Below are 24,223 nucleotides of genomic sequence, written 5' to 3' on the forward strand. Positions count from 1 at the left end.
AAAAGTTCCCTTACTTTTTCTCTTCTGGTGCTTTGTGCTCCACCTTCCACGGCGTGAGCCCCACCACGTTATCGACCGGGAGTGCAAACGCGATTCCCTGCCCCATCGTATCAAGGCCTGCTTTTTCGTACAAAGCATGTAACACAGCATCTTTCACGTTCAGCGGCACAAGAATCATCACCACTTCTTTTTCAGGCTGGATAGCGATATGAAAAAATGCTTCCGCTTCTTTGTTCGCCGTACCACGGGCGTTCAAGACCGTGCCGCCACGAGCACCAGCCTCTTTAGCGGCCTCCATCACAGTGTCAGAGAATCCGTTATTCACAATGCAAATAATTAATTCATGTGTATTCGCTTTCATGATTATCCTCTCCCCACCTGAGAACGGTTGTCGCTCAAAAAGTTAAATACGGACTTGCCAATCACACTCGACATCGGAATCGTGTAGGCAATCCCCTTTCCATTCACAATCGTCCTGAATTTTTCTTCAAGACATTCCAAAACAGCAGGCACATGGTCTTCGCCAATGATGCTTATAATCACGGCACGTTCCGAATCAGCAAGGCCAAGCGCCGTCATGATTTCACGCGGTGCAGTTCCATGCCCGTAAAACACGAATTGCATATTTGCGCCAAAAGATTGGATGTAATCCATGTAAAAGTCAGCCTTTGCGCGGTTCACCGTTGTTACGAGAATCTTCAAGCGATTCATCGAAACTTTCGAATGAACCTTCTGAGGCGTACTTCTTTTCAAAACTTTTTTCACAGTTTCAACCATAACAGCCTCTACACAAAGTCAATAATTTGTTCATCATCGGCATCTTGCAAGCGACGCATCATAATTCTATTGCGCCAAAGCCTTGCCACAATCGCCTTGAAGCCAAGCACCTGGATCGTAATGAGCGGAGTCATCGCGACCATCGCCACAATGCCAAAAGCATAATTCAAAATCGAATCGCCACCGTCGTGAATCACGGAGCACGCGCCAATTGCCAACGGCAGAATAAAGCTCGAAGTCAACGGACCACTTGCCACGCCACCGGAGTCAAACGCAATCGCCGTATAAAGTTTCGGCACAAAGAACGAAAGCCCCAGCGAAATAAAGTAACCCGGCAAGAGGTAATAGATTATCGGGAATCCGATAATAATGCGAAGCATCGAAAGGCCAATCGAAATACCCACGCCAACCGAGAGTGCAATCAGCATGGAGCGTTTGGTCACAAGGCCACCCGTCACCTCTTCAACCTGCTTGTTGAGCACATGCACCGCCGGTTCTGCAAGCACGACCACCATACCAATGATAAAGCCCGCCGTCACAAGCGCATGCGGACGCGCAGCCAGTTCACGGCCAATTTCAAAACCAATCGGCATGAACCCGACCGTCACCGCCGTCAAGAAAATTACAAGCCCTATAAACGTGTAGCAAATTCCAACGCCCACCTGCACAAGTTTTGCCATCGGGAGCTTCAGAACCGTAAACTGGAGAGCACAGAAAGAGGCAACAATCAGCGCAAGCGCAATAAACACCTCTTTTGCAACCGTCCAGACAACCGGCCAAAAGTGTTCGCCAAGGCTAGCTTCAATAGAATACGCCGCAGTCGAAAGTTCATAAGTCAAATCGCCCTTCGAAAAAACGACCAAGCCCATCAAAGCCAAAATCGGACCCACGGAGCAAAGCGCAATCAAGCCGAAACTGTTTTCCGATGCATTCTTACCACCAATCGCACCTGCGACACCCACGCCAAGAGCCATGATAAACGGCACCGTAATCGGCCCCGTCGTCACACCACCCGAGTCAAACGCGAGCGGCACAAACGCATTCCGCCCGACAGACACCATAAGCATCCCGAGCATGAACAACACCATGTAAAAGAAAATGATAATCAGCGAAAGGTCTTTTTTGAATACAATCTTCAAAATCGCAAGCAACAAGAATATACCGACACCAACACCAATTGTCGAAATGAGCAAAATCGGTTTTACGGCATTTTTCACCTGTTCTGCAAGCACAGACAAATCCGGCTCCGCAATCGTAATGAGAACACCCATTACAAAACATACCGAAACTAGTAGCAATAGACGCCGCGACTTGGTAAGCCCAGACCCCACATACGCCCCCATCGGCGTCATGGCCAGGTCAGCGCCCAGATTAAAAAGCCCTATCCCCACAATCAAAAAAACAGCGCTAATCGAAAAAACAACCAGTTCCTTCACCGAAAAAGAGACAAGTGGAGTATGCGAAACCAGCAACACAATAAGCGTGATGGGCAAAACGGAGGCAAAAGCCTCTTTTAATTTTTCAAAAAGGATTTTTTGCATCGTTCTAAAATATATTTTATTTCTTACTCATCTTGTCATGCCCGTCTCCGAGCGGGCACCTCCTTTTCAAAAAAAATTTCAAAACCCATGCAACCTACCCCCACCCCCATGCATCAAAAATAACGAAATGGACGAAAAAGTCATCATACAGAAAATCAAAGAAGGTAGCCGCGAAGCGCTTGGCATGCTGTGGAAAGCCCACAGTACAAACGTGCTGAACCTGGCGTTCAGAATGCTCAAAAACCGCGACGAGGCCGAAGATGTGCTGATGGACATTTTCGTTTCAGTTCCAGGGAAAATCAACAAGTTCCGCGGCGAGAGCGCACTCAACACCTGGTTGTACCGCCTCACCGTCAACGAATGCCTGATGAGGCTACGCTCCAAAAAGCGCCACGCCGAACTCGAAGAGGAACATATCGAGCTCGTGACGGTTTCCGCACTCGGGAGCAAGCACGAGGAACAAACGGATTACGACCCGGAACTCTTGGAAATTGGCCTGTCAAAGCTCTCTGCCGAAACACGAAGCATGCTTTGGCTCAAAGATGCCGAAGACCTCGGTATCAAGGACTTATCCGAGATTTACAACATGCCCGAAGGAACCATCAAGGCTAGGCTCAGTCGTGCACGTACTGTTGTCAAGAACTATTTACAGGAGAACGTGAACTATGCGTGATCAAATCGATTTTTCAAAACTCGATAGAATCAAGCCCAGAGAAGATTCTTGGGAAAAGGTCTGCGCAAGACTCGATTCTTCGAACCAGAAAAAGTTTATCAAATTCATCCAGGCGAGAACCATGTACGCCCTCGCCGCAAGCCTTATAGTTGTCTCGTTCCTCGCCGTCTTTACGGTATTCAACCGCATGGACTCCGAAACGCTCCTCATAACGAACGCCGCATCCGATGAACTTGTCTCGTGGTACAGCGAACTCGGTGAAACGAGCGATGACGAACTTGAAAATTTGGATACATACACTTCCATCAGCTATTTATTACAGGAGACAAAATAATGAACGCATCCACTAAAACCTTCTTTGCAAGCTTGATTATTTTCGCTTGCTCTCTTGGCTTCTTCATTGGAGCATTCGCATTCAACAACGCAGGTTTCTCGCCTTGCTCTAAAAATGGAATTTGCGAATTCCAGCCTGGCGATTGCTGCAAAAAGAATTTAGACTGCTGCAAGAAAAAGGCAGATTGTTGCAAGAAGAAAGCCCCTTGCGGCCCGGATTGCAAATGCCCACACTGCATGCGCCACGGTCAAGAATTCGGTGAAGGCCCACACCACCACAAGGGCGACCACTTCCGTGGTGAACCGCCGCGCGATCCGAATTTCAAGGGCAAAGATTTCGACAAGAAGTTCGATTTCAAGAAGGGCGAAGCCTTCATGGACTCTGTATTGCAAGTGACCCACGAACAGAAGACCGCACTCGAACAGCAGCGTCGCGTTACGGACTCTACGTTCAAGGCACTCCGCAAGCAAAAGAAAGAAGCTGAAAAGTCTCTCCGCGAAGCACTCGATGCCAACGACGACAAGAAAATTGCAGCCGCCAAAGCTGAAATTCTCAAGGCTCAAGAAGCTTTGCTCAACCACAGAATTAAGGGAGTCAAGGACTTCAACAAGATTCTTACCAAGGAACAGTTGGAAAAGTTCAAGACAATGCAGTTCGAACACATGAAGCACGACAAGCACCACAAAGGCGAACACGGCCCAGAACACGACAACGGTCAACCTCGCGATTAAGACTTTATAAAACGCAATACATTTGATTTTCATGATTCCTTGATTAACAAGCCTTCGGTCGACCAGCCGAAGGCTTTCTGTTTTTGCAAAAAGATATATTGTACTCATGCTGTACTTGAAATTTGCACTGAACCTCGAAAACCTCGCCGACGAAATGATTGACACCGTTTCCAAAGCATGGACAAGCCCGTTTGAAGCACCGGCAGTTCTATTCCCGGATCCTAAACTGGAGCAATGGTTCAGGTTAAAATGGGTGCAAAAAAAGAAATCTCTTGTCGGATTCAATTCCATGATGATTGACCGTTTTCTCATGGAGATTCTCATTGGCGACGACACGCGCAAGAAAAAACTAAACTCCGACATGCTGAGAAACGTCATCCTTGCGCACCTCGTCAAAGAAACAAACGGTACTCCGAACTATTTGCAAATGGACGAAGAAGTCAAGCGTTACTTGGTCATTGACGGCAAACTTGACGAAACGCATCTTTTCGATTTTGCAAGCAAGATGGCTTCGCTGTTTTTGGAATACGAGACAAGCAGGCCGAGCAATTTTATCCGCCACATAGACGGAACTTCTGCACCAGGCATTCTCGACAAATGGAAACAAGGGAAGCTCGAATCATTTTTCGGACTTTCGAACCGAGAAATCTCGCAGCGCGAAAAATGGCAACGCGATTTGTACTCCGCAATTTTCCATGCGCACGATGGCAAACAATCGCTTTTGTCTGAAGTTTTCGAAAACGAAGCCAAACGCAAAAATGGCGAAAGCACAGAATACTTGACAATCCCGTATTTGTACATTGCATGTCACGACAATGCAGGCAACGTCAACTTCCACACAGAGCATATCGGCAATACACCGCTATTCATTTTCGGTCTTGGCGGTATGGGGCAATTCTACCGCGTCATCTTGCAGAAATATGCCGAGACACACGACGTTTACGCTTACATTCAAAACCCCTGCATGGAATTCTGGGAAGACACTTCAACCGTCCACAATCAAAGCGCGACTATCCACAGGAATTGGGTCTCACGAGACGGGCAATGGAGCGACAACACCGGGACTATAAACAAAGTTCGCGAAAGGATGTCCGTTGATATTTCTGAAGCAGGCGACAGCAACGATGTCGATGACATTCCCGAATACACCCACGATGAAGCAGAGTCCGAAAATACATTGCTTTGCAATTGGGGACGTTCAGGGCGCGACAACATCAAGCTCTGGTGCCAAGCCGCCAATTACGATTTTGACTTCCGCGCAGGCGACACCATCAGCGACGCAAGCGAACTTCCGCACGACACGCTTTTGCACAAAGTGCAATACGCAATTGCAAACCGCATCAACACATTGCCCGACTTTAGCGCTGACGATTGCAAGCGCACAGATACTTCTTTAGACGTAACAGCTGCACCAACCAAAATTCGCGAAGTCGAAGCATTGCACACTTCTATCTGCAAGCTCATGCAGCAAGGTGCGCGCGTGAACGACATTCTCGTTGTATCGCCCGATTTAGATGGTTACCGCACTGCCATCAAGACGATTTTTGACCAAACGCCTGAAAAGAAAAAATACGCCAGCGAGAACGATAAAGACAGTTTTTTGCACATTCCGTTTGCCATCGTTGACTCGCCTGCCAGAAGTTCGCAAACCGAGAACGTTTTGGACAACTTGTTTACGATTTTAGAACAAGGGACTATCACACGCCCTACATTCTTTGCATTGTTGCGCAATCCGGTCGTACAGCAAACACGCCACATCAGCGAAGAAGACATTGGTAAATGGGAAAGCTGGATCGAAGGCACCAACGTCTATCGCGATCGTGAACATAAAAAAGAAGATTGGCTCGGTGGCGTACGTCGATTGCTCCTTGCTAAAATGACGAAAAATCCCGTCATGACATCTAGCGATATTCTCATGCCGTATTCCGACATGGCAACAAGCGACAACCGCTCTCTTTGCAAATTTGTCGATTGCATCGACACGCTCAAAAAGTGGATGGATTTCGGAGCAGCCGGACAAGTCACGGACCTCGACAAGCTCACCGATTTTCTCAACGAATGGATATCGATGCCCGGCGCTCCGGAAGGATTCGCAAGCGAAACAATTATCGTAAGCAACGTCATGCAAGCCATCGAAGGACTCCGCAATCAAATAGACGCAGGTCTCGAAAGCATCTCGTGGAAAGTCATCAAGCAAACACTTCTCACAGCAGCGCAATCATCAGCTTACAGTTGCGGTACATTGTTCGTAAACGGCATTACGTTCATGAACTTTATCCCGAACAGAATCATCCCCGTAAAGCACTTGTTCTTTATCGGCGGCGATTCCATGAACTTCCCGGGAGCAAAGCAGCACAACACGCTCGACCTCCGCAAATCTTGCCGCCCGTGGCCAGGCGATGATTCACCCATTGCAAAGCGCCGTTACGCGTTCCTCTGCCAGCTCATGAGTACAAGCGAAAGTTTCCACGTGAGCTACGTGAATCAAGATATTCGCAAGGATGCTGAACTTTACCCGACCTCCGTTGTAAACGACATCCGCAAGTTTTTGGCAAATGCCGTGGGAGATGCAGCCGGAACTGCCGCGAAAATCAGCCCGTCAGAAGCTTGGCCCGAAAACAAAATTTCGCTTGACGAAACCCGCAATTTCGATGAGCTTTTCACGCAAAAAAGTCTTCGCAACAAGCGCGCATTCCTCAACATGATGCAAGACGGATTTGCACACGTGAATCCGAAAACGGGCGCCATGCAAACCGCGACAGAGAACGTCAACTTCAAATGCCCCGAACGCGTTCCGCTATACATGCTCAGCGAATTCTTAAAAGATCCGTTCGAATTCCGCATCAGCCAAATGCTCGCCGCTTCCAATTCCGACGATCCCGAAAAGGAAATGTTCGAGCCCATCCATTTCGATGCATTGCAAAAAAGCGAACTCCTCAAAATGATGGTCGCTGCAGAACTTTCGCACAAGTCCGATGAACTTGAAAAATTCAAAAAAGAATCTACGCTTCAAGGCAACATGCCCGACGGCATTTTCGGAACAAAATTGCTTACCGAAATAGAATCGAACAAGTCGCAAATTCTAAAGCAAATGGGCGACTCGCTCATCAACGAAATCAAGGATTCCTGGAGCTACAAAGCTAAAATTCAGGACATCCAGCTCAATCGCAAAAACGCCACCGGCAAATGGACACTTTCGGGAACGCTTGACTGGAGCGACAACGACGACCTCGATAAAATCACCAAGATGGTTTCGGTTTCTTCGTCCGACAAGAGTCCAAACTTGTCCAAGTTCTTGCCTTCTTACATCAAGGCGCTCGCCATTATTGCACAAAGAGCAAGTAACGAAAGCACCGCAGAAAAAGAACAAACTATTAAAATCACAATCTACAACGGCGACATTTCAAAAGACGCGACAAGCGCAACCGTTACCATGACACCGCACAAAGCAAACGAAATCTTGCAAGATATTTACACGGCTGCATTTGGCGATGAATCACAACTTCCGTATTCCAAGGCGGTTCCCGCAAACATGCTCGACGCATCGGGAATCATCAACATTCGCGCCTTTAAAGAAAAACTGCTCAGCGAATCCTGGAAATACTTCGACAAAAAATCGCTATTCGACCCCATCACAGATGTGGGCTTTGACGCAATTAACTTTACAGATCAGTGGAAAGAAGCCACACAAAAAATGCGCGGCCTTATGCAATTTACGATAGATGAAGGCTCCAAGGCAAAAACATCTGAAAGTTCCGCTAGCAAAACTGTAAAAAAGAAGAAGGCATAATCATGGAAAATTTCAGTCTCCAAAAATTCGACCCTTCCAAAAGCCTTTTTATCGAAGCTTCTGCAGGCACAGGCAAAACATACACCATCCAATTGATGGTGGCGAAACTCATTAGCCTCGGGACACCGCTCAAAAAAATTCTCATCGTCACCTATACCGAAAAAGCGGCAGGTGAATTAAAAGACCGCATCCGCAAAAAAATTGACGAAGTTCTTATCAGCAAAAAACTGGATAAGACCAACGAAAGCGAAAAAGAACTCGATAGCGAAACACTTGCACTTTTTTCAAAAGCATACCAAGACGTCGATAACGCCGCCATTTTCACCATTCATTCATTCTGCCAAAAAGCGTTAAAGGAATACGCCTACGATGCAGGCAGGCCCTTTGACATGTCGATGATTGACGATGCCGAAGTCGAAAATCTCATCGAGCAATTTATTCGAGACCGTTGGAGCGACAATTCAGATTTTCAGTTCTTGATTAAGCACGATTCTGCGCAAGCGATTACAAGAAAAATCACTGAAGGCCTCAAGAGCATCACGAACATTTACAAAGGGAGCGAAGGCAACCGCGAAATTATTCCACTGGACAAGCCCGAAGAAATTGCAATTGGCGAAACGATTTTAAGCACAGAGGATTTGCACGCCATCGCAGCAGTCAGCAAATTTGACGAAATCCTCGTCATTCCCGCATTTAACGAAGCATATGCAACACTTGAAAAATATCCGTCTGAAAAATTCAGCAAGACTTCCAAAAACTGCATCGAAGACTTTTTGAACATACTCAAGCAATGGCAAAAAGGCAGTTCGCTATTTTCAGCCGTTTCGTTCAAGGATAACGAGTTTATTAGAACAAACTGGCCAGCAGATGCATACGAAGCCTTTATCGCGTTTAAAAACCTAAAAGATTTGCTCGGTTCTATCAACAGCTTTTTACTGAACAAATTCTTGATAACGCAAGCCGCCAACGTTTTTGACGAATGGCAATCCTATAAAACCGAAATGAAATACCAGTCGTTCAACGACATGATTCTATCGGTTCATCGTGCAGCGCTTGAAACAAGCAAAGGCGAATCCCTGCTAAAGACAAGGCTCCGCGCACAATACGCCTATGCCATTATTGATGAATTCCAAGACACCAACCAATTGCAATGGGATATATTCAGTGCCGTATTCGACAAGATATTTGTCGTCGGTGACCCCAAGCAATCCATTTACAGTTTCCAAAGCGCCGATGTGAACGTCTATCAAAAAGCGATTCACGAAATCAAAAACGGCATGTCGTTGCAAACAAACTTTAGATCTACTACAGGAATCATCAACGGTTGCAACGAACTTTTCAAAGGCGATTTTTTCACGCCCAACGAAGGCGCAACAAAGCTCGTAGATTTTGAGCCATCGCTCCCTCCGCAAAATAGTTCGCAAATCAAGGCACCGCCTCAAATCAACGGCAAAGAAATCGCCCCAATTTGGATTAGCGACGAGGACATTAACGAAGTAGATTTTGCACGCGCGGCCGTTCAAAAAATTGTGGACTGGTGTACATTTATCGATGATAAAAAAACAGCCTTGCAAGTATTCGACAAAAAAGACTGCACCAAATACAGAAACGTTACATTCAAGGATTTTGCCGTACTCGCACGCAGCCGTGCCGAAATGGATTCCATCGAAGATGCCATGCGTTCTGCAGGCGTACCCTTCAGCCGTTACAAAGACAGCAACCTTTTCAGCTGCCGCGAATGCGCCGAATGGATTGCCATTTTTAAAGCCATTGACGCCCCTGATTATTCCGCTTGGAACCGAAGACTTTTAAGCGAAGCACTCATCACGGACTTTTTCAGAATCGCAAAGCAAGACATTCACTATGCCGAAAGCAGTGCGTTTGACGACCCGAACAATTCTGTGCGTTTGCAATTGAACGCCTGGCGCGAACTTGCCCAAAGACGCCGCTACGCCGAAATGCTCGAACGCATTTACGGTGATACGCAAGTCGAAGAACGCCTCACAGAAATTTCCAGATTGCAAAACTTGGCAAGGCTCCGCCAAATCGGAAATTACGCCATCGAATACCTTTACAATCACAATTGCTCTATTGAAGACCTTGTTCGCCATCTAGAAGCGCTTGCAAACTACAGCGACAACGCCGATGATGAAGACGGCAACCTTGTAGAAAAAAGCAGCGACTATGACGCCGTACAAGTTATGACCATTCATGCGTCCAAGGGCCTCGAATTTCCGGTTGTGATTTCTGTTGCAGGGTTCAAAGGCAAAAGACCGGGAACAGGCCCGTTCCTTTATCATGACAACGATGAAATTCGCCTCGGGTTCAGCGAAAAAGCTAAAACAACTCGCGAACGCGAAGAACTCGAAGAATGGAAACGACTTTTCTACGTCGATTTCACACGTGCATCTTCGATCTTGATGTTGCCGCGCTACGAAAAATGGAAAAACACCAAAGGCGTCAAGGAAGAATACAGATTCCTCGAAGGCTCTATTAGAGGCCTGCTTGAAACAGCGCCGCAATTGACAACACATTTACCTAAAATCGAGAATTGGAATCCGCAACAGTTAAGCGAGACTGTCAAGGAACGCATCCTCAAGCCGTTCAATGCACTTTCTGGAATCGGGAACACATTGACCGCAGACGAAATTAAGAACAACATTACAAATCAAAAAACCGAAATGGTCCGCTTGCAGCAAAAGCTCACCGATGCAAGCATCATGCAGTATTCCTACAGTTCGCTTTCTGGCAAAGCCGATTCCGTAGTCGATACAGACGAAGGCGACCGTTTGAATCCAGAGGGTGCCGAAATAGCGACAGCGCGTACGCCAATTGTACAAATTCGGGATATTGACACCGAAGCGCACGATTGCACCATCGCATTTGACGAATCGCTCGATTACCAAACGCACCTCAACGAAACAGCGCAGAGATTCCCGCGCGGTTCGCACGCCGGTAATGCCCTCCATCGCATTTTCGAACGTACAAAGTTCCATCAATTCGGTTTGGAAAACAAGACGCTCGAAAACGCACTTGCCAATCCACAAACGAGAAACATCATCGAAGAAGAATTCAAACGCGAATCGCTCCCCATCTGGAATCATCGCGACTCTTGGATCGACATTGCCACACGCTATACATGGAACACGCAAAACGCAAGGTTGCCAGAAATCGCGGGCAGTTCTAAAACAACTGATACATTCGCGCTTATAGACATTCCCGAAAGCGACCACAAGCCCGAAGTGCAATTCAACCAAAACGCAAGCGACGAAAGCGATTTACTCAAGCGCTTCTGCAAAGGTTTTATCGACTTGCTGTTCGTCCGCAGCGTCAACGGCAAAAAGCGCTACTCCATTCTCGACTGGAAATCGGACCTGCTCGAAAACAACACCTACACGCCTGAAGCGCTCAAAGAAAAAGTCGATAACGACTACTCCATCCAACGAGTTCTTTACAGCTATTGCCTTATCCAATGGCTCAAGCAATTCTACGGCGAAGGCACTGCCGAAAACTTAAGCGAAGCCGAAATTTTTGAACAACATTTTGGTGGTATCTATTACGCATTCATTCGCGGCACCGAAGGCAACACGCCCAAAGGCATTTACGCACAAACATGGAACAGCTTTGCAGACCTCGAACGCGCCTACCAGAAAATTAAAGACCTTATGGTAAAGCCCTCCCACATCAAGGAGGAAAATTAAAATGGATAATAAATTAATCGCCACCGAATCCCTCGACGAATTTATCGACGCGCTCACAGAAATGCGCGGTCTCGTTGCGCTTGACAAACATCTACTCCATTTACTTTTCGAAATCAAAAAAGACGTTCCTCTGCAAACGCAAAAATTCTTAACGCTCTGCCTGTCGCTCCTTGACGACGGCAACACGCGCGTTCCGCTAGATGCATCGCAGTTCACAGACATGTGGGCCCGCAAATGGAACGGCCTAGTCACACTCCGCATCAGCACCGTCGAAGAAGACATTGATGAAAGCAATTTCGCAAGTGTCGCCGATTTCGCCCACATTATTCGCGATGGCATTCAAGACATTCTGACAAACGACTTTTCTGCAATCATGGAAAGCCGCGAAACTGACACAACTTCCATCGAAGATGCATTAAGTTGTCCATTCGTCCTCGCTAAACGCGAAAGCGGAGCGCACCTCTACTTTACCAAGCACTTCGATGCCAAATGCGTCATCGAACAATCCGCAAAAATCTTATTCAAAAACGGCCACACCCCCGCCGACAAAGAAATCGAAAACTGCACACAAAAAATCGCGAGCATGTGTAAGCCATTCGGCAACGGCAAACAATTCCTCATCAAAAAACGCCAAGCCGAAGCCATCATCCGCGGGCAAACAGAAAACCTCGTCATTACAGGTGGCCCCGGCACTGGCAAAACAACAGTAGTCCTTTACATTTTGTGGAATTTACTCGAAAGCCATAGCGACATGCTTGATTGGAACATTTACCTTGCAGCACCGAGTGGCAAAGCCGCCGACCGCATGCGTGAAAGCCTCATCGATGGTCTCGCTAGAATCCGCGAAGAACAAAAGACCAACAACGAACCCATATTCCGCAAGCTGAACGAACTCGAAAGTAGCACCATACACCGCCTACTCCGATTCTCCAAAAGCAAAGGCGGCTTTTCGTTCAACCGCGAAGAACAATTCCCAAAAAATTCAATTTTCGTCATTGACGAAGCAAGCATGATCGACATCGAAATGTTCGCCGCCCTCCTCGAAGCCATTCCCGAAGGCGCACGAATATTCATTCTCGGCGACCCGTTCCAGCTCCCCTCAGTTGACTCAGGAGCCGTCCTCGGCGAAATCCTCAAAGTGAACGAAAGCGGCAGCAACTTTTCTGTCAAGCTCAACGAATCCAACCGATTCGACGACCGTTCCAACATCGGAAAACTCGCTGCCGAAATCAAAACCGTTGCAGAAACAAAAGACAACACAAAGTTTGTTCCGCACAAGTTCACTAGCAGCGATGCATCCGTTAACGAAATTGCGCCCACTCCCGACAAAACGGGAAACGCCGCGACATTCAAGGACAAGGTTTTCTACAAGCAACTCGAAACCGACTCCACACCGCTTTCGAAAAAAGAAGAAGACAAACGCATTGAAAACTTCATCGCCGAATGGTCCCGCGACTTTGCACAACTCCCCGCACTTGCAGAAAACATCCACCCTGAGCGCACCGGCACCGAAGCAAGCGACACCGACCACAGCGAAACCGCCCGCCGTAATGAAATCTGGCAGCTCTCGCTGACAAAGCGCATCCTCTGCGCCGAACGCCGAGGACTCCGCGGCATCGAAAACATCAATAAAAAAGTTTGTAGTAAAATCAAGAGCCTTTGGCGCGCACAAAAGAAAAAGCAAGGCGAAACAGTCCAATGGGATGACTCCGGTTACTTCCCAGGACAACTGCTCATCATCACCAAAAATCAGGAAATGTTCAAACTCTACAATGGTGACACAGGCATAGTCGTATTCGAAGGCAACACCCCCTGCCTTATGCTCAAAAAGGCGCCCCTGCAAAACAGCGAACTTACCGGAAAAACGCGCGATGACTTTGTCTTTTACCCGCTCTCGATTCTCCCCGAAGATTCGCTCACAACCGCATTCGCCATCACCATCCATAAATCGCAAGGCTCCGAATACAAACACGTTACCATGTTCCTCCCGACCAAAATCGGGCACCCGCTACTGACAAACCAAATTCTGTATACAGGAATCACCCGCGCCAAGGAAAGCGTCACCATCATCGCAAACGACGACACATTCAAAGCCGCAGTTACCACCGTCAGCGAGCGCAATACGGGAATTTCGCTATAGTTTTGAATTCTTTTGTACCTACGCCCTCTTTTCTGTGTATATTTAAATAGTAAATAAATAAACAAAGGACGAAAAATGGCAACAATTAAAGAACTCAAAGCAAATGGCGCCCCCCGTTTTAAAGTCCCGGGCAAAGAAGCAATCTACGACGCATTCGACCAGTTCCTCGCAGAAAATTTCCTCGGTGAAACCGTCGAAGCAATCCCCGCCGCCCCGGCCAACGGCGGCGAATTCGCACCACAGGCAGTCGCACTCTACGCCATCGCCAACACCGCCAAAGGCAACGCAGGCCTCTGGAAAGCTGGTACCGGCACATCTTCCAAGAATTGGGACCTCAGCTTTTTGCAGGGAATCCTGAACCAGTTCTCGACACTCCCGGCAGCAACGCGCGGCAAAACCGTCTCCGAAATCAAGGAACAACTCGAAGACTTCGCCTCCAAGAAGTTCGCCAAGAACCCGGCCAATGCACGCAACGGCCTTTTGCACCTCTGCAACCCGAACATCTACCCGGCAATCTACTCCTTTGCAGACAAACTCGCCATCTGCAAGGAACACGCACGCTTGCTCGAAGACTTCAAGCTTTCGAACCGCTGGGATAGCGGCCTCTTGAAACTCAAGGTATTCCGCAAAGACGGCTATATCGCCATCCAGACCGATGAACAACTCTGCTGGATTTTCGACAAACTCTCCGTGATGCACAAAATCGAAGACGAAGAATTCGACGAATTCATGAAGAACTACTTCACCGCCCCGAAAAAGAGCACCGCAAAGAAGAAGTAATTTTTTCGAGAGAAGCGCCCGCGAAAGCGGGCATTTTCTTTTTTTACAAGACTCACAGAACGTCGCCTTTTCACTGTCATGCCCGACCCCGTGCGATTGTCATGCCCGCCTCCGAGCGGGCATCTCCTTTAGTTTTTTAGACGACTTCAAGTTTTTTCTTTTTTGAGGTCACTACCTCAAAATCATATTTTCAAAAAAACAGCCTATGGGCGTGTTCCCCGGTGCACACGCCGGGTCGGGCTATTTTGCAAGGCGCCCCGTGCGCACCCAGTGCGCCCGCGCCACTCTTGCAACGGAGCCACAGCGCCGCCCCAAGGGGTCACTATCCCTAACGCGATCGATTTATTGCTGAGGGATATTTGAGATTTCTGTTAAAATACGCCCCGCCAACGTCTTTCGCACATCTGATGGCGAAACATGCTTTTGCATCACGGTTTTTGTATCAAGAAGAAATCCGTGGATTTTTCGGTAGCCTTCTGTGGCCTGCGTATTCCAATCGGCTTCAGCGAAACCGATGTATTTTATTCCGCTTTCGTTATCAACTTTTCCCGGTAGAATAAATGCGTTGAAGATTTTATCTGAATCAAACTTGTATTTTGCAAGGCTTTCGCTCTTAGGCGGAGTCTTTGACTTGTCAATAAACTCGGCATAGGTGATTTGCTTTTGAATTGAATCCGTTCCGGGGATAGAGCCATGGGCAGAAACTGAAATCTGCGAGTCATCTTCAGACTCATCTGCTCCGTTATTCGTCATTGCGGCGTATGAATAGTATTTGGAGTCAAGAATAAAGCAATACTTAATTCCGATGCTGTCGTCAATCATTATGGTGTCGGGTCGCAAAGGTGCGTTATTTTTTAGCAGTTCCCCAATCGGCCTTTTCCAGCCAGAACGGGGGTAATATTTATCCATTTCCGACTTGCTTACTGTTCCATATACTTTATCCACCACGCTTTCCCAGACCGTATGGAAGGAATTCGTCCCGTAAGTTGCTGAACTTATCGAGTCTTCGCTATCGAAATTCTGAATCACATTTTTCATGTGGACGAAGAGTTCGGCGTTCTGTTCCAGATGGGTTTCCGAAATTTTCGAATCCAGAAAACGAACATAATAGGCCTTGTTCTTCTTGACGTCAGCCTCGCTGATGAGCCCCAGCTCCGGCAAGGCAGACGTATAAAGGAACCCAAAAAGTTCAAACGACTTGTAAACGCAGTACTTGTGCAGTTCTGTAATAAGGCGGTCGTGCTTTATGCGGCTCTTGTGGACTATAAAATCCAGGAACGCAATGCCTCGCTCGGAGACAATCGGCTTGATCCTTTTGATAGTGCTGTTCCAGGAAATTTTCCCGGGTAAGCCTTTTCCCTTGACCTTTTCTTTTTCGGTGTAATAGGAACCACGGTTAAGGAAATCTTCTATCAAGAACAGGATGCTGCCAATGGGGAAATCGTGACGGAGGTTGTTCTTGTTTATGCGGCAAATTCGTTCGTCCTGCAATTTTTCGCAGTCGCTGATTTTCCGAATCAGTAAAAGGATTTCAGAACGCAAGGACGGCGTAATGTCGGCGTTAACACACGATGCAATCGCATAGCCCATAGGGAATGTAACGCATCTCGCATCAGATGTGATGTTCAGACCAACAAAGTCCGAGCCCTTTCCGGCAACATTGATTTGCAGCCCGTTCATTTATTCTTTATTTCTTCGTTGACGTCTTTCAGCGATTGAACGAATGATTCTATAAATACCTTGTCGAATGCATCTGCGCCCGTAAAATCTTCCACGGCCTTACTCAAGTTCTCGGCTTTGAAAATTTTATCAGTATTGCGTTTGAAAACATCGGTCCACAAATATTTCAGGACCTTGTTTGCAAATTTTTTCTCGTCAATTTTCTTGCCATTGGCTTCGATAAAGAACAATCCTAACTGTTTGTCATCGGCATTGAAAAAATCACCGCCAGAGATTTCTGCGTTTACGGCTTCGCGGAAGGTTTCCCAGCAGATATCCGTATTACCGATAGACAATTGAGCCTGATTCTTATGGTCGACATCGTTCCAATTACAGGTGTTCGGAATCAGTTCCATATCCCAACGACGTTGGAATGCGTTATCGAGCGTGAATACGTTTTGGTCGCTGGTATTCATCGTTGCGTAGATGGAAACGTTTGGTGGAAGGCGGATCGCTGTATTGGCCGAGAAATGGAGATGATTGGGTTTAGGGGTAAAACCATTTCCGTTCTTTTCTCTCCATGTGACCGTCATTTTTCCAGATTCAATGTCTATGGATTTATAAAGTCTTGGATTAGCGTCTTCACCCGACCCACTAACCTTTGAACAATGTTCAGGTCTTTCTGAAGAAATTACAAGCTGGTTCCTGATATACGCATTGATATCAGGGTTGTCTATGCCATACGAACTCCAGCCCTTCCCATAGATATGTTCCGAAGACACTTCTTTAGGATTTTCATCTGCATCAAGTCTATCTAGCAATTGGAACATTTCTCCAAAGATTGCCGCAGCATTCCCGCGATTAATTTCTTCAATCACTAGGAAAAATTCTTCATCGGGATTAAGATAGGCGCGATGAATAATTTCCGTAAATGGTCCCGGATTAAACTTGTATTCAACAACAGAATGTCCATTCGTATCAACGCACACTTCGGGAAGTATTTGTCCTATAAAATCTGCATTTGTATATTCCGGATGGAATACAGTTCTTATTTTATTGTAGTCTGGAATGGATTTAATTTTCTTATTAACTTGATGGCTCTTGCCACACCCCGGAACACCGTAGTAGATGATTTGGGAATGACGACATTCGTCACCGGAACCAGATTCATCCTCTTTTTCAATTTCTTCTAAATTTACAGTTTTAAGAAATTCGTTCAGCCGATTTTTATTGGCCCCTTCATTCAGCATAGCCCCCAAATTCTTTAACAGCTGTGTAAATTCATCATCTACAATATCATTTTTTTCTAGATACGAACAACCATCTTCAAATGTATATTCAGATATCACCTGATCAAAAGTTTGTTTTACATTTATCGAGTTCCATTGCAGGGTTTCGCACAATATTTTTGTATAATTTTTTTGCAATTCGTTTAAAAAATCTTCATAAATTGTATCACTAGAATTGAAACCAGTGTATCGATTGAGCCATATAAAAAGGAGTGTAAATTTCAACAAATCATTTTGAAGATATTTTTCCGCAAAAACCTGATATCCATTTTTAGCTATATCAACCACGCCGTCATCACAAACAAGAAGGGCGTTGTTTCCACTTCCACTAGGATACGGTTCCGCTCTTTTAGTAGCTTTTGAAATTCGCACTTGTCCTTGTGTAAAAAAATTGCTCTGAACCTTATAATCTTTTTCAGTACCTAATAGCTCAGCAAAATTTTTCGTATATAAAGATGCAGACTTGCCTTCTTTTGAAAGAAAGACCACGTGTCCAACATAATTGACAAACTTTTCGTCATCTTCCTTTTTATTTGTATCACAAGAACGTTGTTCATTCTTTTTGAACTCATCTGTTGCTAAAAAATATCTTATAGCACTAACAATAGTTTTTCCATCCACCATTTTTTCCGGGACTAAACAATTCAATTTACTGTATAATTTTTTCAAACTATCTTTTGACAAAAACATACAACTATCCCTCCTTTATAATTTCTGTTAACGTTTTTGCAACAACCCATCCAAGAATCGGCGGAACAGCATTTCCAATAACCTTATACCTTGATTGCAAAGGAATTTTGCTAAAATCAAAATTATCCGGGAAAGACTGAATTCTTGCGATTTCACGAACGGTAAAGCGTCTATTTTCAATCGGATGTGTTATCCCACAGTTTTCAGGCTGAGACGAAGCTGTAATCGTTCCGTTGATTTCGCCAAAAGCAAACCTTCTGAAAAATTTAGGCGAATGATATTTCTTAGGATCATCATAAATTTTCTTAAAACGAGGCGTTAAATCCTCTGGAGGAATATCCTTCCACGATTTTCCAATACGATATTTTTCAGGCATCTTGTCGTAATCAAAATCTTTTTTGAAGAAATTCAGGGCCCTTGCACCATGAGCACATGGTCCGATTTTCTCAATCATATTTTGTGTGGCTTTTGTATATTCCCAAAATTCTTCCTTAGGAACGTCCTTTAAAATAGAACCAAGAAGCAATTTTTCCTGTTTTCCAAAAGATTCCGAAGGAATGTCTTCTTTTTGAACGAGTTCCTTTATCTTTTCAAAATCAAACGAACCTATTTTCTTATCCACGCCAATAATAAGCACACGATATCTTTTTTGTGGAACTCCATAATCACTTGCGCAAACCAGTTGCATGGAGACATTGTAACCAAGTTTTTCCATTCTTGTTTTAATCTCGTTCGGAACGGTCGTTTTTCCGTCAGGCATTTTAGATGAAAGGATTCCTCGAACATTTTCAAACAAGAATGCCTTGGGTTTCTTCTTTTGAGAAATTTTATACTTTAAAATTCTCTCACATTCTTCAAACAAAGTACCTCGGCCATTTTTGTCATTTACCCCCTTACGATTCCCTGCATTAGAAAAGGGCTGGCAAGGGAAACCAGCAATCATTATGTCGAAATCAGGAAAATCCTCGTCCTTTATATCTCTAACATCTTTACAAATAGATTGAGCGGAATCTTTAACAAGAAGAGAATTGCTATTATAGCATTTGACGGCATCTGGATCAAAATCATTTGCGAATACAATATCAGTATTCAATCGATCATAATTTTTCTCGGAGAATGAAAAACCTCCTAAGAATCCCAAATCTAAACCACCACAACCGGAAAACAGCGACAATACACGAATAGGCTTTTTCTGTCCCATTTAAACGTTCGTTTAAACGGAACACTTGTTTGAATCGAAAAGGGAAAATGATGCCCTATGTAAAATTTCCTTAAGGCCCTTGCCAACTTTGGCATATATGCTACATTTCTGCTGCGGTTCCTAATAGTGTAGGCTCCGAAAGGCATTTGATGATTATCAAATGTTTTTCTTTTTTTTCAAAGGAGCCACAATGACTATCATCAAAATCAATAAAGATGAAAAGCATGATCTTGAATTCAAGCAGAGCTGGCGAGACGAATATCTCAAGTGGATTTGCGCTTTTGCCAATACGCATGGTGGGTCGCTGTATATCGGCGTAATGGATAATGGCGAAATTTGCGGATTAAAGGATTATCGCAAACTTTCAACGGATATTCCAAACAAAATTTTGCAATCCATGGGCTTGATTTGCGAAGTGGGGCTTCTTGATGCCGCTGGGAAGAAATATTTTCGTATCGATGTGGAAAAATATCCGTTCCCAGTCAGTTATCACGGGAAATACTATAAGCGTAGCGGTTCGACAACGCAAGAGGTTGTGGGCAACGAATTGGATAAGATGATTCTTGTAGTGCAAGGGCGTACATGGGATAGCGTTCCCGTGCCGAATGTTGATGTCAATGACTTGGATAATAATTCTATCAAGATTTTCAAGAAAATGGCTCTTGACCACAACCGTCTTGACCGCGAGGCGCTTGATGTTCCGACAGATGTTCTTTTGCGTAATTTGCGGTTGTATGAGAATGATTATTTGACGAGGGCAGCAGTTATGTGTTTCCATCCGGATCCTGAAAAATGGGTCACGTGTGCTTACACAAAGATTGGGTTCTTTGCTGATAACGATGCTGACATTATTTATCAGGATGAAGTCCATGGTTCGCTTATTATGCAGGTTGAAAAGACGATGGACCTTATCTACACGAAGTACATGAAGGCTCTTATAAGCTACGAAGGCATTCATCGTAAGGAAACATTTTTCTTCCCGAAAGAAGCTTTTCGAGAATTACTTTTGAATGCAGTAATTCATCGTGATTATACGAGGCCTACACCGATTCAGATTCGCGTGTATGCCCATAAAATCCGCATTTGGAATATCGGCAAGATGCCTGTTGATGTTCCTGTCGAAAAATTGTTCAAGCCACATTCTTCCGAACCGCGCAATCCGAATATTGCAAATGTGTTCTTTAAGGCTGGTTATGTTGAAAGCTGGGGCCGTGGCTACAAGAATATTTCTGACATATGCAAGTTCCGCAAGGCAAAGTTGCCTATCCCCGAAGAAAATTCGGGAGGCCTTGTTGTGGATTGTCCGCCGAGTAAGCAATATATGGATGCCGAAAAGAAACAGGGGAAAATCATCCTGGATGAAGAGACAATAAACCCGACAATAAACCCGACAATAAACCCGACAATAAAACTTACAGATACACAGCAGACCATACTCGCGGAAATTTCTAGAAATTCAAGTATTACGCAAGCGAAACTGGCAACCATTCTTAAAATTCAACGTTCTTCCGTAAGCGAATGCATGTCAAAACTACAGAAATTAGGTGTTCTGAAGCGGGTCGGCAGTAACAAAAACGGATATTGGGAAATCATTGAGAAAAAATAGATTTATTACGACTGACCAATTCTCAATTAATTTTTCATAAAAACCGATTCAAAGAGACCGGTTTTTCTTTTCTTGATGAAAATATTGTCACTAGAATGACAGTATTTTTATTTATTTTTGTGTTCAAAGAAAAGGAACGTTTTCCCAATACACACTATCAAGAAGGATGCCATGTCTCTCAACGCATATTATTCGAAATCCTTCGCTGAATTTTTAACAGAAGACACGCATGAAATTCTGAAGCAATTAGTGTATGCAGGCGGGAAAGATCCTTTACAAGAAAATGCCTGGAAAGAGGAAATTCTGCTGTTGAAAGAAATTCTTTCGCAGTGGAAAAACGAAGCAACTCAAGTTTTATTTGAATATACAATTCCGCGTCTGGCCAAGAGAATAGATGTCGTTCTTTTATTGCGCAACATTGTCTTTTGCCTCGAATTTAAAGTTGGTGAAACTCAATATCTGCAAAACGATGAAGAACAGGTAATGGATTACGCTCTTGACTTGAAGAACTTCCATAAAGAAAGTCAAAATAGAGTCATTGTTCCGATATTGATTGCTACCGAGGCAATAGAAATTTCTCATTGCCTAAAGTTTTCTGTTTACAATGATAGGGTTTACAAGCCGTTATTCGTCAATTCTTCTAACCTTTCGCAGATTATAAATAAAGTTTTGGAAAGGGAAAGCCCTTATCCTACACAATTTGATTTTGTGGATAAATGGGAGAAAAGCCGATACGAGCCGACACCCACAATCATAGAAGCAGCCACAGCCTTGTACTTGAACCACTCGGTAGAAGATATCACCCGTACGGAAGCTTCAGGCGAAACGTTAAAGAAAACGACCGATTTTATTCTAGACGTAATTGAAAAAACTCGCAATAAAAAAGAGAAAAGCATCTGCTTTGTCACGGGAGTTCCAGGCGCCGGAAAAACATTGGTCGGCCTAAATGTAGCAATTGAGCAATCTAAGAGAAACTCCAGAAAAACGCACGATAGTTTGGCCGTCTATCTATCCGGAAATGGGCCTTTAGTAAAGGTTCTCACGGCGGCGCTTGCTAGGGATAAAAAAGAACGCGATGGCGGCAATTACACCGATGCCGTTCGCAAAGTAAAGCTGTTTATTCAGGAAATCTACAATTACCGTGAACAGATGCTGAATAAAATCAAGACGCCAATTGTCGGCGGAAAACTTGAAATTGACGAAACGATTTCCATCGCTGACGAAAATGCGGGACATTCGGAAATCGAACATATCGCTATTTTCGATGAGGCACAGCGTTCATGGAATCTCAAAAAGCTAGCGGACTGGCTTGCGCGAGGCGGTAGCTATGGCAATAAGAGAAAAGTTCCTGATTTTCCGATGTCCGAGGCCGAGTTTCTCATCTGGTCCTTAAATCTTCGTAAGGACTGGGCTGTAATCGTTTGTCTTGTCGGAGGCGGTCAAGAAATTCATAATGGAGAAGCCGGCATCGGAGAATGGGTGCGAGCCGTAAAGGAGTCGTTCCCCAATTGGAACGTGTATATTTCAGACCATTTGACCGATAAAGAATATGCCGAAGGGAACGTTAAAAACATCCTGAGCGGTTGCCCCAATATCAATTATTCGTCTGATTTGCATTTGGCTGTATCGATGCGTTCTTTCCGCGCTGAAAAACTTTCGCTATTCGTACACCATCTGCTAGAGCGCAATGTTCCCGAAGCAAAAAAGGTTTACGAGGAAATAAAGGCAAATTATCCTATTTGCTTAACGCGCAATATCGATGTAGCCAAAGACTGGCTTCGAAAAAGGGCCAGGGGTAGCGAGCGCTATGGCATCATCGTCAGTTCCAAAGCTGAACGTCTACGCCCTTTGGCGATAGATGTGAAACGCGAATGCGATGTTGTTCATTGGTTCTTGGACGATGAACGTGATTTACGCTCTTCGCTCTTTTTGGAAGATGTCGCCACGGAGTTTGACGTTCAAGGCTTGGAATTAGATTGGGCTTGCGTTGCGTGGGATGGCGATTTGAGATATAAAGAAAGCGATTGGGATTATTACACATTCAGAAACAACAGATGGCAAAAGAATAGGCAGGAAATTAATCAGAAATATCAAATCAATGCTTACCGAGTTCTATTGACTAGGGCCCGACAAGGAATGATTCTCTGCGTACCTGAGGGCAACAGGGAAGACCCTACGCGACAACCTGAATTTTACGATAACACCTACAAATATCTAGAATCGATTGGGCTTCAGGTTATCCCGCCATCCAAGAACCTATAAAGCGTTCCGCGCGCGATGTGCAAATTCTTGGCGATGTCACTCTTGGGCATGCCTTGTGACAGCATTTCGCGGATCCATTCGCGTTTCTTTTCGCATTGCTGATTGGGTGTGGGCGTTTTTCCTTTCGGTCGCCCAAGAACTACGCCTTCGGCCTTTTTTCGGGCAAGCGCTTCTTTAGTGCGTTGGCTTATTAGGTTCCGTTCGATTTCAGCGGATAGGCCAAAAGCAAACGCGAGAACTTTGCTTTGAATATCGTCGCCGAGACGGTAATTGTCTTTGATTGTCCATACGCGGCATTCCTTGTTCATGCAGATGTTCAAGATTTCCATAATCATGAACAGGCTGCGTCCGAGGCGCGAAAGCTCTGCACAAATAATTAAATCACCTTTCCTGACTTTTTTCAGGAGGCGTCCGAGTCCGCGTTTTGTATAGCTTTTTGTTCCGCTGATTGTTTCTTCAAGCCAACCGTCAACTTGCAAATTTTGTTGCTGTGCAAATCGCTTTATTTCAAAGCGTTGATTTTCGACAGTCTGTCTGTCGGTGCTTACGCGTATATAGCCGTAAACCATTTTGTGTGTTGTGTTCCATTTCAATTCTCATATAGCTAACCGGCCTGTTATGGCCATATATTAATGATCTAATAATTGCTTAAGTTTTGTTTTAATTTAACTGGATTCTTCTATCAAAATAACAACATCTCCTTCGTTGTGATTCTGGCTAAATGCCTCGTAGTAACATGATTCCAACGCTGTTTTCGGGGTGAAATACTCCTTGGACAGAACCATTCCGCCATCCAAACATTCCATATCGAGTTCCCCGTCTATGTCTATGTTTTCCGGCTTGAAAGTAGACCAAAGACAATAATCGACAAATCCTTTTTGGATGTCTTCTTGCTGCAAATTGTCTCCCGTGCCCGCCTGAATTTTCAGGAAGACTTGTTTGCTCTTAATCCATGAAAGTGATGCGTTGAACATGTTATTTTTCCCTGTAAGGGAATTTAATTTCACCGATTTCAAGATGCAATAGCCTGAACTTTAACAGATTTCTCC

The 24,223-nt window shown here is 45.0% G+C and carries 17 protein-coding genes; 9 read left to right on the forward strand and 8 right to left on the reverse strand.

Going from position 1 to position 24,223, the window contains the following annotated elements; translation table 11 throughout:
- Positions 1-10: 10 nt before the first annotated feature.
- The 3 genes from BUA34_RS11595 to BUA34_RS11605 are packed head-to-tail and all read right to left on the reverse strand — an operon-like array spanning position 11 to position 2,318.
- Positions 11-361, reverse strand: a complete 351-nt coding sequence (locus BUA34_RS11595; protein WP_072829777.1) for a P-II family nitrogen regulator — start codon at positions 359-361, stop codon at positions 11-13.
- A 2-nt stretch (positions 362-363) separates the two neighbouring features.
- Positions 364-777, reverse strand: a complete 414-nt coding sequence (locus BUA34_RS11600) for a hypothetical protein (protein WP_072829779.1) — start codon at positions 775-777, stop codon at positions 364-366.
- Positions 778-785: 8 nt separating this feature from the next.
- Positions 786-2,318: a DUF1538 domain-containing protein gene (locus tag BUA34_RS11605; RefSeq protein WP_072829781.1), complete on the reverse strand. Its 1,533-nt coding sequence runs from the start codon at positions 2,316-2,318 to the stop codon at positions 786-788.
- A gap of 127 nt (positions 2,319-2,445) precedes the next feature.
- Here BUA34_RS11605 and BUA34_RS11610 point away from each other — a divergent pair, with 127 nt between their 5' ends.
- The 7 genes from BUA34_RS11610 (at position 2,446) to BUA34_RS11640 (ending at position 14,467) form a co-directional block, all read left to right on the forward strand.
- Positions 2,446-2,991: an RNA polymerase sigma factor gene (locus tag BUA34_RS11610; protein ID WP_072829783.1), complete on the forward strand. Its 546-nt coding sequence runs from the start codon at positions 2,446-2,448 to the stop codon at positions 2,989-2,991.
- Positions 2,984-3,325, forward strand: coding sequence for a hypothetical protein (locus tag BUA34_RS11615; protein WP_072829785.1), 342 nt, complete (start codon positions 2,984-2,986; stop codon positions 3,323-3,325). The genes BUA34_RS11610 and BUA34_RS11615 overlap by 8 nt, the downstream gene beginning before the upstream one ends.
- Positions 3,325-4,056 carry a Spy/CpxP family protein refolding chaperone gene (locus BUA34_RS11620; RefSeq protein ID WP_072829787.1) on the forward strand — a complete coding sequence of 244 codons (732 nt, stop codon included), beginning with the start codon at positions 3,325-3,327 and terminating at the stop codon, positions 4,054-4,056. The genes BUA34_RS11615 and BUA34_RS11620 overlap by 1 nt, the downstream gene beginning before the upstream one ends.
- A gap of 106 nt (positions 4,057-4,162) precedes the next feature.
- Positions 4,163-7,846, forward strand: a complete 3,684-nt coding sequence (locus BUA34_RS11625; protein WP_072829789.1) for an exodeoxyribonuclease V subunit gamma — start codon at positions 4,163-4,165, stop codon at positions 7,844-7,846.
- A gap of 2 nt (positions 7,847-7,848) precedes the next feature.
- Complete coding sequence (locus tag BUA34_RS11630; RefSeq protein ID WP_072829791.1) at positions 7,849-11,547, forward strand: UvrD-helicase domain-containing protein; 3,699 nt, start codon at positions 7,849-7,851, stop codon at positions 11,545-11,547.
- A gap of 1 nt (position 11,548) precedes the next feature.
- Complete coding sequence (locus tag BUA34_RS11635) at positions 11,549-13,687, forward strand: ATP-dependent DNA helicase (protein ID WP_072829793.1); 2,139 nt, start codon at positions 11,549-11,551, stop codon at positions 13,685-13,687.
- 75 nt (positions 13,688-13,762) lie between these two features.
- Positions 13,763-14,467 (forward strand): hypothetical protein, encoded by a 705-nt coding sequence (locus tag BUA34_RS11640; protein WP_072829795.1) that lies wholly within the window; start codon positions 13,763-13,765, stop codon positions 14,465-14,467.
- A gap of 342 nt (positions 14,468-14,809) precedes the next feature.
- Here the strand turns inward: BUA34_RS11640 and BUA34_RS11645 are convergent, their stop codons facing one another.
- The 3 genes from BUA34_RS11645 to BUA34_RS11655 are packed head-to-tail and all read right to left on the reverse strand — an operon-like array spanning position 14,810 to position 19,306.
- On the reverse strand, positions 14,810-16,147 hold the full coding sequence (locus BUA34_RS11645; RefSeq protein ID WP_072829797.1) for an LlaJI family restriction endonuclease: 1,338 nt from the start codon (positions 16,145-16,147) through the stop codon (positions 14,810-14,812).
- Positions 16,144-18,105 (reverse strand): AAA family ATPase, encoded by a 1,962-nt coding sequence (locus BUA34_RS16020; RefSeq protein ID WP_072829799.1) that lies wholly within the window; start codon positions 18,103-18,105, stop codon positions 16,144-16,146. The genes BUA34_RS11645 and BUA34_RS16020 overlap by 4 nt, the downstream gene beginning before the upstream one ends.
- A 4-nt stretch (positions 18,106-18,109) precedes the next feature.
- Positions 18,110-19,306, reverse strand: coding sequence for a DNA cytosine methyltransferase (locus BUA34_RS11655; RefSeq protein WP_072829801.1), 1,197 nt, complete (start codon positions 19,304-19,306; stop codon positions 18,110-18,112).
- A gap of 190 nt (positions 19,307-19,496) precedes the next feature.
- Between BUA34_RS11655 and BUA34_RS11660 the strand changes: the two genes are divergently transcribed.
- Positions 19,497-20,912 carry an RNA-binding domain-containing protein gene (locus BUA34_RS11660; RefSeq protein ID WP_072829803.1) on the forward strand — a complete coding sequence of 472 codons (1,416 nt, stop codon included), beginning with the start codon at positions 19,497-19,499 and terminating at the stop codon, positions 20,910-20,912.
- Between the two features lie 171 nt (positions 20,913-21,083).
- The gene (locus BUA34_RS11665; RefSeq protein WP_072829805.1) at positions 21,084-23,174 is read left to right on the forward strand and encodes a DNA/RNA helicase domain-containing protein; all 2,091 of its coding nucleotides are present in this window, start codon (positions 21,084-21,086) and stop codon (positions 23,172-23,174) included.
- On the opposite strand, the gene BUA34_RS11670 is transcribed toward BUA34_RS11665, so the two are convergent.
- Positions 23,144-23,743: a master DNA invertase Mpi family serine-type recombinase gene (locus BUA34_RS11670; RefSeq protein WP_072829807.1), complete on the reverse strand. Its 600-nt coding sequence runs from the start codon at positions 23,741-23,743 to the stop codon at positions 23,144-23,146. The two genes, BUA34_RS11665 and BUA34_RS11670, sit on opposite strands and share 31 nt — an antisense overlap.
- A gap of 96 nt (positions 23,744-23,839) precedes the next feature.
- Positions 23,840-24,148 (reverse strand): hypothetical protein, encoded by a 309-nt coding sequence (locus tag BUA34_RS11675; protein ID WP_072829809.1) that lies wholly within the window; start codon positions 24,146-24,148, stop codon positions 23,840-23,842.
- Positions 24,149-24,223 lie beyond the last annotated feature (75 nt).

Origin of the sequence: Fibrobacter sp. UWB12 (assembly GCF_900142485.1) — a bacterium.
Lineage (GTDB): Bacteria > Fibrobacterota > Fibrobacteria > Fibrobacterales > Fibrobacteraceae > Fibrobacter.